This window comes from Sebaldella termitidis ATCC 33386 (assembly GCF_000024405.1).
Classification (GTDB): domain Bacteria; phylum Fusobacteriota; class Fusobacteriia; order Fusobacteriales; family Leptotrichiaceae; genus Sebaldella; species Sebaldella termitidis.
The window spans coordinates 2,230,731-2,247,440 of record NC_013517.1; the positions used below are offsets into that span (position 1 = coordinate 2,230,731).

A 16,710-nucleotide genomic window follows, 5' to 3' on the forward strand; every position below is an offset into this window, starting at 1 on the left:
AGAATTTCCGGTAACATCATTTTTTTGCAGTACTATTTATCTGTTTATGAACCCAAAAAACTGATTCTATCTGTATCCGCATTAGTTCAGTGAAATTATCCGCTATTTTTTCGAAGGGGATATCTTCAGGCGGATAGTCATGATAAAATTTTAGAATTTTTCCGTTATTCATATCGATAACAGCATTATCCCCGTCGCCAAAACCTCCGATGGGGAATGGAGACAGACATTCAGACATATTATAGCCTAAATTTATATATTCATTCCATTTCTTCATAAAGTGTGAATAGCAGCGATTAAGGTCAGTGATGCCATAAATATAAGGATCACTGAAATTACAGCTGCCAAAATTATTTAACAGCCATCTGTAATCAAGGGGAATATTTACCTGAAACTTAGTCTCAAAATCTTGTAAATTTGATTCATTTTCTTTATTATCAGAGGATATTCCTTCCATAAAGTATGCTTTTTCAAGTAAGCTGTATATTTTTTCTATATTAGTCATTTATATACTCCTGTCTTAATATTTTCTGTCGCTCAGCTCAAAATCACCGTAATTTTATTTTCCCCGTAGAGCAAAAAAGATTCGGCATTACTATACTGATAGAGTTATTTAAACAGTCTAGCATATAGAAAAAGAAAAAGTAAGTATTTAATAAATAGTATTTGGAGACAAAATCAGTAGGTAAATAATCTAATATAAAAAATATATATGTAAATTTTAATATTATGAATATAAAATAAAGTTATATATTGTTAATAATTTGAATAAAAATAATAATATGAAATCTGTATTTTATGGTAATTATCATTTATGAAAGATATCATATGGTTAAAAATGAATAAAAATAATTAATTCTCTTGAAATAGTAAAAACTTTCTGTTATACTAAATGTGAATTGAATAAGTCTCATATATGTCCAGAATAAGGCAGGACGTTTCTACAGGTTACCGTAAATGACCGGCTATGAGTATGAGGTTAATCTTTATTAACTCTTACTTTGTATTGCCTAAAAATTATATTGGGACAGCTTATCAGGAGGAAGTAATGAAGAGCTTTAGAAAAAATAAAATAAAATTAGGATTTTTAATATTACTTATAAATAATAACTTAAATATAAAAAGTTATTCCACAGGGCCTAAGTATACACATTAATCAGTGTATGCTTAGGCTTTTATACTTACAATAAATTTATATATAGAAAAATAAGGAGGAATTATGACAGATATAGAAATCGCACAAAGGGCAAGGCTGTTAAAAATAAACGAGATAGCTGAAAAAATAGGATTGACAGAGGATGAATATGAACAATACGGGAAGTACAAGGCAAAGGTGGAGCTGAGCGTTCTGGAAAAATATAAGGATAAGAAAGACGGTAAGCTGATTTTGGTCACAGCGATAACACCGACACCTCCGGGAGAGGGAAAATCAACAGTATCTGTAGGATTGACACAGGCATTTAACAAATTCGGATATAATTCTATAGCTGCATTAAGAGAACCGTCATTAGGCCCGGTTTTCGGGATAAAAGGCGGTGCAACAGGCGGCGGGTATTCGCAGGTAGTTCCCATGGAAGATATAAATCTCCATTTTACTGGTGATCTACATGCGATAACAGCAGCACATAATTTAATCTCGGCATGCATAGATAATCATCTGAAGCATGGCAATGAACTAAATATAGACATTACACAGATTACGTGGAAACGTGTTCTGGATATGAATGACAGAGCTTTAAGAGATATAGTCATAGGAATGGGCGGAAAAGCAAACGGCATACCGAGAGAGTCGTCTTTTCAGATAACTGTTGCTTCTGAAATAATGGCAATACTGTGTCTTTCAAATTCTATACCTGATTTAAAAGAAAAAATAGGAAATATAATTTTCGGATATAATGGTAAAGGTGAGCCGTTAAAAGTAAAGGATCTGAAAATAGAGGGAGCTGCGGCAGCATTGCTGAAGGAAGCAATAAAACCTAATCTGGTACAGACTTTGGAAAATACACCGGTATTTATACACGGCGGACCTTTCGCAAACATAGCCCACGGGTGTAATTCCATACTTGCCACAAAAATGGCATTGAAGCTTTCGGATTATGTAGTGACGGAAGCAGGATTTGCAGCTGATCTGGGAGCAGAAAAGTTCCTTGATATAAAAGTGAGAAAAGCAGGATTAAATCCTAATGCAATAGTAATAGTAGCTACAATCAGAGCATTGAAACACCACGGCGGCGGAAGTGACCTTACATTGGAAAACATGGAAACGTTAAAAGCCGGTATGGCAAATCTGGATAAGCATATAGAAAATATGCAGAAATACGGGATACCTGTAGTGGTAGCAATAAATAAATTTATAACTGATACTGAAAAAGAGATCGGTTTTGTTAAGGAACACTGTGAAAAAGCAGGTGTTAAAACAGCACTTTGTGAAATTTGGGAAAAAGGCGGGGAAGGAGGAAAAGAACTGGTAGATATTCTTATAGACGAGACAGCAGAAGAAGGCAGAGAATACAAACCGCTGTATGAGCTGGATCTGGGCATAAAAGAAAAAATCACAAAAATAGCCATGGAAATATATGGTGCAGGAAATGTGGAATTCTCAGATAAGGCCGGAAAAACAACGGTAAAACTGGAAAAACTCGGATATGGAAATTTACCTGTATGTATATCAAAAACACAAAAATCACTTTCGGATAATCCGGCACTTCTTGGGCGTCCTGAAGGGTTTACAGTAAGAATAAATGAAATAAGAATATCGGCAGGTGCAGGATTTATAGTAGCAATGGCCGGGGAAATAATAGATATGCCGGGGCTTCCGAAAAAACCGGCTGCGGAATTAATAGACATAGATAAAGACGGAAAAATAAACGGATTATTTTAACTCATATATGTCCTGAATATGGCAGGACGTTTCTACAAGTTACCTTAAATAACGGGCTATGAGTAAGAGTACAAAGCATGAACATGTTCTGATGCTTTACTTTTACTTATGCGTATGCAGTGAATGTAAAGTATCGGAATTTTTTTATTAATTAATAATCGGCTAAGAGAGGAAAAGTATGAATTTTAGAATATTTGTAGAGAAGAAAAAAGAATTTAACGTAGAGGCGAGAGAGCTTTTTGAAGATCTGAAAGAAAATCTTTTTATAAAAAAGCTCAGCAATATAAGAATAGTGAACATCTATGATATTTTTAATATTGAAAAAAGAGAATTGAAAAATGCAAAAAAGATAGTTTTTTCAGAGATAACAGTGGATAATGTCTATGATGAAATGGATCTTTCGGGAAAAGAATGGTTCGCAGTGGAATATCTGCCAGGACAATATGACCAGAGGGCGGATTCTGCACTTCAGTGTCTTAATCTTATATCAAAAAAGAATAGAAATGCAGGGGTAAAAAGCGGAAAGCTGATTATTTTTGAAGGCAGTATAAGCAGTGAAGATATAGAAAAAATAAAAAAATATTATATAAATTCTATTGAGATGAAAGAAAAAGATCTTTCAGTTCTTGAAGAAAATGTGGAAACTGAGAACAAAAGCGAAATAGAAATATATAAAGGATTTACAGATTATAAAAAAGAAGAGCTGGAAAAATTTCTGAAAAATATGGAACTGGCAATGACTTTTGAGGATCTTGAGTTTATTCAGAATTATTTCAATGAAACAGAAAAAAGAGATCCTACCGAGACAGAAATAAAGGTTTTGGATACATACTGGTCAGATCACTGCAGACATACTACCTTTGAAACTAAAATAAATGATATAGAATTTGAAGCCGGAAAATATAAAAAGCTTTTTCAGGAAACTTTTGATAAATACATAGAAAGCAGAAAATATCTTTTTGAGAAAAAAGAAGCTGACAGACCGATAACATTAATGGATCTGGCAACAATTTTCGGTAAGGAGCAGAGAAAAAGAGGAAAACTTGATGATATGGAAGTATCAGATGAAATCAATGCATGCTCGGTATTTGTAGATGTGGAGATAAACGGCAAAAATGAAAAATGGCTGATGCAGTTCAAGAATGAAACACATAATCATCCTACGGAAATAGAGCCTTTTGGCGGAGCTTCCACTTGTATCGGCGGAGCTATAAGAGACCCGCTTTCAGGCAGAACATATGTATATCAGGCAATGAGAATAAGCGGATCGGCTGATCCGAGAGAAAATATAGAGGATACACTTCCCGGAAAGCTTCCGCAAAAAGTAATAACAAGAGGTGCGGCGCACGGGTTTTCATCTTACGGAAATCAGATAGGTCTGACTACCACTCATGTAACTGAAGTATATGATGAGGGATATAAAGCAAAAAGACTGGAAACAGGACTTGTAATAGGAGCAGCACCAATTGGAAATATCAGAAGAGATAAACCGTTAAAAAGCGATGTAATTATACTTCTCGGGGGAAAAACAGGTAGAGACGGCTGCGGCGGTGCTACAGGCTCATCTAAGGAACATTCGCATGAATCATTTGAAAAATGCAGTGCGGAGGTACAGAAAGGTAATGCAATAACAGAAAGAAAGATACAAAGACTGTTCAGAAATGAAGCCGTAACCAAGCTTATAAAAAAATGTAATGATTTTGGCGCAGGAGGTGTTTCGGTAGCTATAGGAGAACTGGCAGACGGACTTGAAATTGATCTTGATAAAGTGCCGGTAAAATATACCGGTCTGAACGGTACAGAGCTTGCAATATCAGAATCACAGGAAAGAATGGCAGTTGTCGTAACAAGAAAAGACGCAGAAAAATTTATTTCACTTGCAGAAGAAGAAAATCTGGAAGCTACTGTAGTGGCCAGAGTGACTGATAAAAACAGACTGGTTATGACATGGAAAAATAAGAAGATAGTAGATATATCAAGAAAATTTCTGAATACAAACGGCGCATTGGCAGAAACTGAAATTTTTGTAAAAATGCCTGATAAAAAAGTACCTTTAATAAGGGAAGTAAACGGGAAAAATTTCCGGGAAAAATTCATAAATAATATAAAAACACTGAATACATGTTCTCAAAAAGGACTTGCAGAAATGTTCGATTCTACGATAGGAGCTTCGACAGTATTGATGCCTTACGGCGGAAGATACCAGCTTACGCCTGCCGATGTATCAGTACAAAAATTTCCAGTCCAGGATGGCATTACAAATACTGCTTCCATGGCAGCACATGGATATAATCCTGAAATTTCCAAATGGTCTCCTTTTCACGGGGCACTTTATGCAGTAATAGAATCTGTATCTAAAATAACAGCTGCCGGAGGAGATTATAAAAAAATAAGATTTACATTTCAGGAATATTTTGAACGTCTCGGCAAGAATAAAGAAAAGTGGGGGAAACCATTTTCTGCATTATTGGGAGCCTATTATGCCCAAAAGGAATTTATGCTTCCTTCAATCGGAGGCAAGGATTCTATGAGCGGAACATTTAATGATCTGAATGTACCTCCTACACTGATATCCTTTGCAGTAAATACGGTGAATGCAGAGCATGTAATATCTCCTGAATTCAAAGCAGCCGGGAATAATATCTATCTTATCAGACACGGTATAGATGACAGTTTTATGCCTGATATTCAGGAAATAATGGAAAATTATGATTATATACATAAAAATATCCTTGAAGGAAATATAATTTCTGCAATGGCTTTAAAACAAGGCGGTATAGGTGAAGCAGCAGCGAAAATGTGCTTTGGAAATAAAATAGGAGCAGAAATAAATATAGAAGAGGAAGAATTTTTCCGGTTGAATTACGGGGCGATTATAGTAGAATCCGAGACAGAGCTTGAAAATAAAAATGCTGTCTTAATAGGAAAGACAATAAGCAGTGAAGAGATGAGAGTAAACGGTGAAGTGATAGAGCTTTCCGAATTAATAGAAAACTGGGAATCTGTATTGGAAATGATTTTTCCTTCAAAGCTTCATATAAAAACAGAAAGCCTGAAAGAGTTTCCGGTAAAAAATAATATATTAAAAGAGGGGACAGCAGCAAAAATAAAGCATGCAAAACCCCGTGCAGGAATTCTGGTTTTTCCGGGAAATAACTGTGAATATGACACAGTGAAAGTTTTTGAAAATAATGGTGCTGTAGCTGATACAGTAATATTCAATAATATGAGCCAGAGCAATATAGAAGATTCCATAAACAGAATAATACACCAGATATCAAATTCACAGATACTGGTTTTGCCGGGTGGATTTAGTGCCGGCGATGAGCCTGACGGTTCAGCTAAATTTATAGCAGCAGTACTTCGTAATAAAGGAGTATCCAAAGCAATAGAAAAATTCCTCAAAAGAGACGGATTAATATTGGGAATATGCAACGGATTTCAGGCACTGATAAAATCCGGACTGCTTCCTTACGGCAAGATAACAGAACTGGAAGAAAATTCTCCTACGCTTACGTATAACAGTATAGGAAGACATGTTTCCAAAATAGTTCCCACTAAAATAGTTTCAAACAGATCACCGTGGCTTTCGGGAATGAATGTAGGAGATATACACAAAATAGCAATGTCGCATGGAGAAGGAAGGCTTATAGTAGATAGTGAAACAGCAGAGAAGTTATTTGAAAACGGACAGGTAATTACTCAATATGTAGATCTTAACGGAAATCCTACCATGGACTCAGTGTATAATCCTAATAATTCAGATTATGCAATAGAGGGATTAATTTCGGAAAATGGAAGAATACTTGGAAAAATGGGTCATTCGGAAAGAACGGGAACTAATCTTTATAAGAATATAAAAGGCAATAAAGATCAAAATATATTTATAAACGGAATTAAATATTTTAAGTAAACCAGGAGGAAAAATGAAAGCGGCAATAATTTTTGGAAGTAAGTCAGATACTGAAAAAATGCGGGGAGCAGCAAGCTGTCTCAAAGAGTTTGGTGTGGAATTCGAGGCACATATACTGTCCGCACACAGAGTACCGGAAAAGCTTGAAGAAGTATTGAAAAGGCTTGAAGCCGAGGGGACAGAAGTAATAATAGCCGGTGCGGGACTGGCAGCACATCTTCCCGGAGTAATAGCATCAAAAACTATTCTTCCGGTGGTAGGAGTACCTTTGGAAGCGGCCTTGGACGGTCTTGATTCATTATTTTCCATTGTACAGATGCCGAAAGGGATTCCTGTGGCAACAGTGGGGATAAATAATTCATATAATGCAGGGATGACCGCAATTCAGATAATGGCTCTGAAATACCCGGAATTAAAAGAAAAGCTTATATTGTACAGAAAAAGCATGAAGGAAAAGTTTATAGAAGAAAATAATAATGTAGTTGATTTATAAAATAAAAACCAGGAGGCACGCTATGGAAAAAAAAGATTTCCTATATGAAGGAAAGGCAAAGCAGATTTATTCAACAGATGATGAAAATTACGTGATTATTCACTATAAAGATGATGCAACAGCAGGGAACGGAGAAAAAAAAGGAAGCATAAAGGATAAGGGCATAATCAACAACCAGATAACGGCTCTTTTATTTACAAGACTTGAGGAAAAAGGGATAAGAACACATTTTAAGGAAAAGCTCAATGACAGAGACCAGCTGTGTGAAAAAGTGAAGATATTTCCGCTGGAGGTAATAGTAAGAAATATAATAACAGGCTCTATGTCAAAAAGGCTCGGTGTAAAAGAGGGAACAAAGCCTGAAAATACTATACTGGAAATCTGTTATAAAAATGATGAATACGGAGATCCGTTAATTAACGACCATCATGCTGTGGCATTAGGTCTGGCTACATACGATGAATTAAAGAAAATTTATGAAATTACCCTGAAAATAAATGATTTCTTAAAGGAATTATTTGATAAAGAAGGAATAATACTTGTAGATTTTAAGATTGAATTTGGAAAAAACAGCAAGGGAGAAATACTTCTTGCTGATGAAATTACTCCTGATACATGCAGACTATGGGATAAGGAAACAGGAAAAAAACTGGATAAAGACAGATTCAGACAGGATCTGGGTGGTATAGAGGAAGCATATATAGAGATTTTAAAAAGACTAGAGGCATAACTATGATAATGGAAGATAATAATTTAGCTGAGGATAAAATGGAAGAAGAATGCGGAATTTTTGGAGTTTATTCCAAAGAAGTACGCGATGATATTATGGGACTCGGATATTACGGCTTGTTTGCCCTGCAGCACAGAGGGCAGGAAAGTGCCGGACTTACTGTAAGCAATATGGGTGTTCTGGAAACCATAAAAGGAATGGGTCTGGTTTCAGAGGTTTTTACTGATAAGGATCTGACAGAAAATAAAGGAAATGCACTGATAGGGCATGTAAGATATTCTACTACGGGAAGCTCGTCGCTTATGAATGCACAGCCTCTCGGCGGATATTTTATGCTGGGGCAGTTTGCTATAGCACATAACGGGAATTTGGTTAATACTGCAACCCTGAGAAGACAGCTGGAATCAGAAAGTGCTGTTTTTCAGACAACTACAGATACTGAACTGATACTTAACCTGTTATCAAGATATTCCAGAAACGGAATAAAATCCATGATAGTAAATACCATGAAAACAATAAAGGGTTCATTTGCACTTGTGATGCTTATAGGGGACAAGCTTATCGGCGTAAGAGATCCGAATGGTATAAGACCCCTTTGTCTGGGCAAAATAAACGGAGGGACTTATGTGCTGGCTTCGGAAACCTGTGCGCTTGACACTGTAGATGCTAAGTTTATAAGGGATATAGAACCCGGCGAGATAGTAATAATAGATTCTGACGGAGTAGATTCGATAAAGTATGAAAAAAACAGCTCCAAAGCTCCGTGCTCATTTGAGTATATTTACTTTGCAAGACCTGATACCAAAATAGACGGTATAGATGTTTACAGCGTAAGACATCAGACAGGAAAGTATCTGTACAGACAGAATCCCATAGAAGCAGATGTGGTAATAGGCGTACCTGATTCGGGAATACCGGCGGCAATCGGTTATTCCGAGGAAAGTAAAATACCTTATGGTATAGGACTGGTAAAAAATAAATATATAGGAAGAACTTTTATCAGCCCCAGTCAGGAATTAAGGGAAAAATCAGTGAAAGTAAAGCTGAATGCAATAAAAAAAGTAGTAGAAGGAAAAAGAGTAGTAGTAATAGATGATTCGCTGGTAAGAGGAACTACTTCAAAAAAATTGGTGAAAATGCTGAGAGAAGCAGGTGCAAAGGAAGTACATTTCCGATCGGCATCTCCTGTGGTAAAAAATGAATGTTATTTTGGAATAGATATTGCCACAAAAAAAGAACTCATAGGAAGTAAAATGAGCCTTGAGGAAATAAGGGAGAAAATAGATGCAGATTCACTGGATTATCTTACACTGGAGAATCTAAAACTGACATTGGGCGGAACCAATTTCTGTATGGGATGCTTTACAGGAAATTATCCGATAACTGATATGGAAAATAAATCTTTGGAGGATGAAGATGCTGACTTATAAAAATTCTGGGGTGGACAAAGAAGAGGGATACAAAAGCGTAGATATGATAAAGCAAATGGCTGTAAATACTTATTCGAAAAAAGTATTGAACGAGCTTGGAAGTTTTGGTGCTATGTATAAGCTGGGAAGATATAAAAACCCTGTTCTGGTATCCGGGACAGACGGAGTGGGAACAAAGCTGAAACTGGCTTTTCACCTGAAAAAATATGATACTATAGGAATAGACTGTGTTGCTATGTGTGTAAATGATATTTTGTGCCACGGAGCAGAGCCTATGTTTTTTCTTGATTATCTTGCATGCGGCAAGCTTGATGCAGGAGTATCTTCCGAGATTGTAAAGGGAGTAGCCGAAGGGTGTCTTAGCTCGGGAATGTCTCTGGTAGGCGGAGAAACAGCTGAAATGCCGGGGTTTTATAATGAAGGGGAATATGATATAGCAGGTTTTGCAGTAGGGGTAGTAGAAAAAAAGAAAGTGATAAACGGTGAAAAAATAAAAGAGGGAGATATAATTATCGGACTTGAATCAAGCGGTGTACACAGTAATGGATTTTCACTCGTAAGAAAGCTTGTGACTGATCTTGATGAAGAATATAACGGACAGAAAATATCCGAATATCTTTTGACTCCCACAAAAATATATGTAAAGCCTGTATCAAAAATAATAAAGAAATTTAAGGTAAAAGGTATGGCTCATATCACAGGAGGCGGACTTATAGAAAATGTACCGCGTGTAATCCCTGACGGTTTAAGTGCGGTAATTTACAAAGATAAAATAAAGGTTCCGGAAATTTTCACTTATCTTCAGTCAAAAGGTGTTCCGGAAGAAGAAATGTGGGGAACATTTAATATGGGAATCGGTTTTATAATAGTAGTAAAAGAAAAAGATAAGGATAAAGTAATGAAAAAGCTGTCAAAATATGGAGAAAATGCATATGAGATAGGACGTATAGAAAAAGGAGATAATAAAATATGCCTAAAATAGCAGTTTTAATTTCCGGTGGAGGATCAAATTTACAGTCTGTAATTGATAATATAAAAAATAGGGATCTGGACTGCAGTATCGAATATGTGATAGCTGACCGAGAATGTCACGGAATAGAAAGAGCAGAAAATGAAGGTATAAAAACAGTGCTTTTGGATAGAAAAAAATACAAAAATTCCCTGTCGGAAAAAATCGGGGAAATTTTGGAGGAAAACGTTGATTATATAGTGTTAGCAGGCTTTTTATCTATTCTTGAACCGGAATTCGTAAAAAAGTGGGACAGGAAAATAATAAATATACATCCCTCATTGCTGCCAAAATACGGAGGAGCAGGAATGTACGGAATTAAAATACATGAAGCAGTCATTAAAAATAAAGAGAAAGAAAGCGGATGTACTGTTCATTACGTAGATACAGGTATAGATACCGGAGAAATTATAATTCAGGAAAAGGTAGCAGTATCACCTGATGATACACCGGAAACATTACAGGAGAAAGTATTGGAAAAAGAGCATATAATTTTAACAAAGGCAATAAAGAAAGTTTTCACAGACTAGCAGTATAACGAAGCATAAGCTAAAGATTAGCCGGGTATTATGCCGGAATATTTAATTTAATCGGGAGTGAGATATGATAAATAGAGCTTTGATAAGTGTTTATAAAAAAGATAATATACTGGAATTTTCAAAATTCCTTATAGAAAAAAATGTAGAAATAATATCTACAGGCGGTACATACAGATATTTGAAGGAAAACGGAATACCTGTAACAGAAGTTTCGGAGATAACAAAATTCAAAGAGATGCTTGACGGAAGAGTAAAAACACTGCATCCAAATATACACGGCGGGATACTTGCTGTAAGGGATAATGCAGAGCATATGAGGACTATAGAGGAAAACGATATAAAGCCTATTGATATGGTAATTGTAAATTTATATCCGTTTTTTGAAGAGGTGAAAACGGATAAAAGCTTCGAGGAAAAAGTAGAGTTCATCGATATAGGCGGACCAACTATGCTGAGATCCGCTGCTAAATCTTTTAAGGATGTAGTGGTAATATCAGACACGGACGATTATGAAAAAATAAAAGAAGAAATAAATGAATCAGGGGATGTAAGCTTTGAGACAAGAAAAAATCTTGCAGGAAAAGTATTTAATCTTTGCTCGGCCTATGATGCAGCTATATCGGAATTTCTTCTGAATGAAGAATTCCCGCATTATCTGAATATGTCTTATGAAAAAATGTTTGACTTAAGGTACGGGGAAAATCCACATCAAAAAGCTGCTTATTATGTATCGACAGTTCAGGACGGAGCAATGAAGGATTTCAAACAGCTGAACGGGAAGGAACTGTCTTTTAATAATATAAGGGATATGGATATAGCGTGGAAAATAGTAAATGAATTTGACGAACCGGCGTGTTCTGCAATAAAACATTCTACGCCGTGCGGTGCAGCTGTGGGAAAAACTCCTTTTGAAGTATATCAGAAGGCTTATGAATGTGATCCTGTATCAATATTCGGAGGAATAGTGGCTGTTAATAAAGAGGTGGATGAGGAAACTGCTGCAGAAATGGCAAAGATTTTTCTGGAGATTGTCATAGCACCTTCTTATACTGAAAAAGCCCTTGAAATATTAAAGGGCAAGAAAAACCTTAGAGTAATTGAAGCTAAAACAGGGAAGGTGCAGGATAAGCTCGAGTATGTAAAAGTAGACGGAGGTCTGCTTGTGCAGGATGTAAATAAAGAGATGATGAAAGAATTTAATATAGTAACAAAAAAAGCTCCCGATGAAACTGAAATAGGAGATATGATTCTTGGCATGAAAGTAGTCAAGCATGTAAAATCCAATGCTATAGTAGTAGTAAAAGACGGTATGGCAAAAGGAATAGGAACCGGCGAAACAAACAGAATCTGGGCCACAATGCAGGCTTTGGAAAGAGCAAAGGACGGCTCTGTTCTTGCATCTGATGCATTTTTTCCATTCAGGGACTGTGTAGATGAAGCTGCCAAAGCCGGAATCACTGCTATAATACAGCCCGGAGGCTCGATGAGAGATCAGGAATCTGTAGATGCATGTAATGAACATGGTATATCAATGGTATTTACCGGAATAAGACATTTTAAACATTAGGAGAAAAAATGAAAATATTGATAATAGGAAGCGGAGGAAGAGAACACGCAATTGCATGGAAGCTGTCACAGAATCCAAAGGTAGAAAAAATATATACAGCAGCAGGAAATGCAGGCATAGACCTTTTGGAAAAAGGAGAATGCATAAATCTGAAAACTGTTGATGAAATATTGGAATTTGCGGCAGAAAAATCAATTGATCTGACAATAGTAGGAAGTGAAGAGCTTCTTGTGGAGGGAATAGTTGATAAATTTACCGAGAAAAATCTGAAAATTTTCGGGCCTGATAAATATGCGGCACAATTAGAGGGAAGTAAGGTTTTTTCAAAAGATTTTATGAAAAAATACGGAGTAAAAACAGCAGAATATATGACCTTTTCAGACAGCAGCAAAGCTCTGGAATACCTGGGAAAGGTAGAATTTCCCGTAGTGGTAAAGGCAAGCGGGCTTGCAGCAGGGAAAGGTGTAATAATAGCACAAAATAAAGAAGAAGCAGAAAAAGCCGTGAATGAAATAATGGTGGAAATGAGATTTGACAGTGCCGGAAATGAAGTGGTGATTGAAGAGTTTCTTGAAGGATATGAAGCTTCTGTTTTGTCATTCACAGATTCTGAAACAATTCTGACCATGGTAAGTGCCAAGGATCATAAAAAGATCGGAGAAAATGAAACAGGATTGAATACCGGAGGAATGGGAGCTATATGTCCGAATCCTTATATGACTGAGGATGTAGAGGAAGCATTCAGAAAAGAGATACTGGAACCGACACTGAAGGGAATCAAAGCAGAAAAAATGGATTTTGCCGGTATAATATTTTTTGGCGTAATGATAACCAAAAAAGGTGTATACCTTCTGGAATATAATATGAGACTGGGAGATCCGGAAACGCAGGCGGTTCTTCCGCTGCTGAAAACAGATCTTCTGGATATAATTGACAGCTGTATGAATAAAGAGCTTAATAAAATAACACTTGAATGGAAAAAAGGATTTTCATGCTGTGTAGTGGCTTCTTCCGGCGGATATCCCGGAGATTATAAAAAAGGATATGAAATTAGCTTTAATGAAAAGGACGGGCTTGTATTTCTGGCCGGGGTAACGGAAAAAAACGGGAAATTTCTTACTTCCGGAGGAAGAGTATTAAGCACTGTAGGCTTGGGAGATACTTTGGAAGAAGCAAGGAAAAATGCATATAACATTTTGGAAAATATAAATTTTGCCGGTAAATACTGCAGAAAAGATATTGGGAAAATTCCGGTATAATAGTATTATAATCTGCGGGAAATAATTTTCTGATTTTTTAATAAATATTATCTGTAAAAACAGGGATTTTTAATATTTAAATCAGATTGACAAAAATATAAAATAAATGGTATATTAGCTGTGAGGATGTTCATATTTCGGGTTATTTAATATTTGGAATATTCTTAATACTTTTGATTTAGGAGGAAGAAATGAAAAAATTATTGATTAGCTTATTTACAATTGCTTCACTGGCTTCATTCTCAGATGAACTGATTATCCGCGGAGGATTTGACGTATTTAATGATTATAACGGAATGTCGGATTTCATAACAGGAGATCCCGGTGATGACAGTCTTGGATTTGAATTGGGGATAGAATATCTGAAAACTGTCGCACCAAATTTTTTAATAGGAGCAGGTATAGGATATCAGGGACATGCCAAGGCTGAAGGGAAAAAAGTACTGCTAAACAACTGGTATGATGCATCGGGAAATTATTACGAACATACATATGGTTATGATGATCAGGTTTATTATGACAGTATACCTTTATACATAACTGCAAAATATGAGTTTGATACACCGAATAAATATATAAAGCCATATGTAAAAGCCAACTTGGGTTACTCTTTCAATATTCATAAGAACGATCTTACGCTTAATGACAAAGTAACACAGTATGTATATGATTGGTATTATGATGATTATGACGAGTATACTTACTCGTATGATTCAAAATCATATGATACAGACATAGAGAACGGATTGTATTACGGAATAGGCGGGGGAGTACAGATAAACGGACTTACGATAGACCTTATGTATCAGGCAAACTATGCCAAAGCTAAAATTGACAATGGAAACGGTACAAGACAGGAACATGATCTGAATCTTTACAGACTAACATTAGGATTTGGTTATGCATTTGATTTTAGTTATTAAAAATATAAAAGATAAAAATATGAAAAAGCTGTTCCAAATTTATTTTGAAACAGCTTTTTTTTATAATCCAAACATTTCCTCGTACATTTTGAATACTTCGGTAACATCAAAATAAAATTTTGCAGTTTTTCCGTCAGGCATCTGTACTGTCAGAATGTCATAAGGGGTACCCTTATCATCATAAACAAGTGCCTGTCCGAGAACTGTTGAACCCGGATAATTAACAGAAAGGTATTTGTATTCTTCATCTACAGTTTTGACTTTTATGGCTGTCTCAAAACTTGATCCGTTTCCTGATTGTGTTTTGGTAATATTTTTTGTGTTTTCTTTAATAGAATTACCGGTTTTTGAATTTGATTTTGCACTTATATTTATGGAAAGTATAAGCATAGCTAGAATAATAAATTTTTTCATATTAAATCTCCTTTTGTTTTATTATTACGTCAATTATAGTTTATTTGACAAATAAAGTAAAATATAAATATCATATTAATTAATTTATTTGATTTAGTTTTTTTCATGCTCTAAGAATGAAAAAAATTTTCTGCAAAAATAAATGGAAATTCACATTAAGTTCATATTGGAGTGTTATAATAAGTGTGTAATAATAAGATACAGTTCTGCTGTATAAGGAGGCATCATGAAAAAAATAATATTAATTTTAGCATCGGTATTTATGCTGACTTCATGTATTTATGAAGACTATAATCACTATCCCCCGTCAAGAGGAAGACCGCCGTATAATAACGGCAACAAAAGACCAATTGGAAACGGAGGACCGCCCAGACCGGGGAATCCTAACAACGGAAGACCGAATCATGGAAGACCGAATCCCAATAACGGAAGACCAAATCATAATAACAGACACTAAAAATAAAAAACTGTTTCTTGTTTATTCTTGAAACAGTTTTTTATATGATCAGATATAATAAAAAATGTAGGAAAAAATAAACAGAAAATTTATACAAAAAAGCTGATTAATATCAGTATAAAACAGAAAAAATACCAGGAAAATAAGAATTTAAATTAAAGAAAAGCAAGGGGAAATACAGATATATCTTCATTTCAGCGGAAAAGTAAATTTGAAAATTTTTTGCAAATAACATATAATGTAAGAAATAAATTATTCGGGGTGGAAATAATGTCTAAAAATATAGTTTTTTTCGATGTGGAAACAAACGGTAAGGTAGGAAGCTCAGTTTTATCAATATCTGCAATCAAAGTAAATTTTAACGGCGAGATACAGAAATGGGAAAAAGTAGGGGAATACGACAGATTCTACTTTCGTAATCCCGGTGAAGCAATAAACATGGGAGCAATAAATGTAAACGGTCTTACAGATGATGTGCTGGAAAAGAAAAGGGAAGGAACTATATATCCGGTTCATTTTAAAGATGATATAGAGTCTTTTTATTCATTTTGTCAGGATACTGCTCATTATGTAGCACATAATATAAAATTTGACAGAAGCTTTATACCGTTTATGCTGAAAAACCAGTTTGACACTATGTTAGAAAATGTGGAAATAGTGAAAGCTGGAATAAACGAATACTATGGAACATATAAGTGGCCGAAGCTCAATGAATGCGCCAGATTTTATAATATTCCTTTTGACGACAGCAGTCTTCATGAAAGTTTATATGATGTTCTGATTACATTCAGAGTATTTTATAAAATGTCGAAACATCCAATTGCGAAAAATAAAATTTTTAATTTTCTGGAAAAATAGTAAATTTATATAAGCACTGTCCTTCTACTGGCTGTCTGCCGTATTTATGTCTGAAATAAAAGCGGGCAGAAGTGGCCGGGACCGTCAGTGCCGATTCTTTGAATATATGCCGGATTAGAGTATGGTATTTTGACATATTTGTATTTATGAAAATAAATATATCTGCGGTATAAATATTTTATATTGTCGGTTACTGTTATGGTCTGTAAAAGCACTAGTATACACATATTATATAGG

Annotated in this window: 14 protein-coding genes and 2 riboswitches; of the genes, 12 read left to right on the forward strand and 2 right to left on the reverse strand. The window is 35.3% G+C overall.

Going from position 1 to position 16,710, the window contains the following annotated elements:
• Nucleotides 1-16 precede the first annotated feature (16 nt).
• Nucleotides 17-505, reverse strand: a complete 489-nt coding sequence (locus STERM_RS10345) for an SMI1/KNR4 family protein (RefSeq protein ID WP_012861551.1) — start codon at nt 503-505, stop codon at nt 17-19.
• A gap of 385 nt (nt 506-890) precedes the next feature.
• Nucleotides 891-988, forward strand: a riboswitch (purine riboswitch).
• Nucleotides 989-1,219: 231 nt separating this feature from the next.
• Between STERM_RS10345 and STERM_RS10350 the strand changes: the two genes are divergently transcribed.
• The 10 genes from STERM_RS10350 (at nt 1,220) to STERM_RS10395 (ending at nt 14,744) form a co-directional block, all read left to right on the forward strand.
• Nucleotides 1,220-2,881, forward strand: a complete 1,662-nt coding sequence (locus STERM_RS10350; protein WP_012861553.1) for a formate--tetrahydrofolate ligase — start codon at nt 1,220-1,222, stop codon at nt 2,879-2,881.
• A riboswitch (purine riboswitch) is annotated at nt 2,863-2,960 on the forward strand. (Overlaps the previous gene by 19 nt.)
• A gap of 99 nt (nt 2,961-3,059) precedes the next feature.
• Nucleotides 3,060-6,794, forward strand: coding sequence for a phosphoribosylformylglycinamidine synthase (locus tag STERM_RS10355; protein WP_012861554.1), 3,735 nt, complete (start codon nt 3,060-3,062; stop codon nt 6,792-6,794).
• 13 nt (nt 6,795-6,807) lie between these two features.
• Nucleotides 6,808-7,287 (forward strand): 5-(carboxyamino)imidazole ribonucleotide mutase, encoded by a 480-nt coding sequence (gene purE, locus STERM_RS10360; RefSeq protein ID WP_012861555.1) that lies wholly within the window; start codon nt 6,808-6,810, stop codon nt 7,285-7,287.
• Nucleotides 7,288-7,309: 22 nt separating this feature from the next.
• A complete protein-coding gene (purC, locus tag STERM_RS10365) occupies nt 7,310-8,017 on the forward strand; it encodes a phosphoribosylaminoimidazolesuccinocarboxamide synthase (RefSeq protein WP_012861556.1) in 708 nt (235 codons plus the stop codon).
• 2 nt (nt 8,018-8,019) lie between these two features.
• Nucleotides 8,020-9,447 carry an amidophosphoribosyltransferase gene (gene purF, locus STERM_RS10370; RefSeq protein ID WP_012861557.1) on the forward strand — a complete coding sequence of 476 codons (1,428 nt, stop codon included), beginning with the start codon at nt 8,020-8,022 and terminating at the stop codon, nt 9,445-9,447.
• Nucleotides 9,434-10,429, forward strand: a complete 996-nt coding sequence (gene purM / locus STERM_RS10375) for a phosphoribosylformylglycinamidine cyclo-ligase (RefSeq protein ID WP_012861558.1) — start codon at nt 9,434-9,436, stop codon at nt 10,427-10,429. Before purF ends, purM begins: the two co-directional genes overlap by 14 nt.
• Nucleotides 10,417-10,986: a phosphoribosylglycinamide formyltransferase gene (purN, locus tag STERM_RS10380; RefSeq protein WP_012861559.1), complete on the forward strand. Its 570-nt coding sequence runs from the start codon at nt 10,417-10,419 to the stop codon at nt 10,984-10,986. Before purM ends, purN begins: the two co-directional genes overlap by 13 nt.
• 73 nt (nt 10,987-11,059) lie before the next feature.
• Complete coding sequence (gene purH / locus STERM_RS10385; protein ID WP_012861560.1) at nt 11,060-12,562, forward strand: bifunctional phosphoribosylaminoimidazolecarboxamide formyltransferase/IMP cyclohydrolase; 1,503 nt, start codon at nt 11,060-11,062, stop codon at nt 12,560-12,562.
• A gap of 8 nt (nt 12,563-12,570) precedes the next feature.
• Nucleotides 12,571-13,821, forward strand: coding sequence for a phosphoribosylamine--glycine ligase (gene purD, locus STERM_RS10390; protein ID WP_012861561.1), 1,251 nt, complete (start codon nt 12,571-12,573; stop codon nt 13,819-13,821).
• Between the two features lie 191 nt (nt 13,822-14,012).
• Nucleotides 14,013-14,744, forward strand: a complete 732-nt coding sequence (locus STERM_RS10395) for a hypothetical protein (RefSeq protein WP_012861562.1) — start codon at nt 14,013-14,015, stop codon at nt 14,742-14,744.
• Between the two features lie 60 nt (nt 14,745-14,804).
• On the opposite strand, the gene STERM_RS10400 is transcribed toward STERM_RS10395, so the two are convergent.
• Nucleotides 14,805-15,158: a hypothetical protein gene (locus tag STERM_RS10400; protein ID WP_012861563.1), complete on the reverse strand. Its 354-nt coding sequence runs from the start codon at nt 15,156-15,158 to the stop codon at nt 14,805-14,807.
• A 226-nt stretch (nt 15,159-15,384) separates the two neighbouring features.
• Here STERM_RS10400 and STERM_RS10405 point away from each other — a divergent pair, with 226 nt between their 5' ends.
• Nucleotides 15,385-15,615: a membrane lipoprotein lipid attachment site-containing protein gene (locus STERM_RS10405; protein ID WP_012861564.1), complete on the forward strand. Its 231-nt coding sequence runs from the start codon at nt 15,385-15,387 to the stop codon at nt 15,613-15,615.
• A gap of 270 nt (nt 15,616-15,885) precedes the next feature.
• Nucleotides 15,886-16,473 carry a 3'-5' exonuclease gene (locus STERM_RS10410; protein ID WP_012861565.1) on the forward strand — a complete coding sequence of 196 codons (588 nt, stop codon included), beginning with the start codon at nt 15,886-15,888 and terminating at the stop codon, nt 16,471-16,473.
• Nucleotides 16,474-16,710 lie beyond the last annotated feature (237 nt).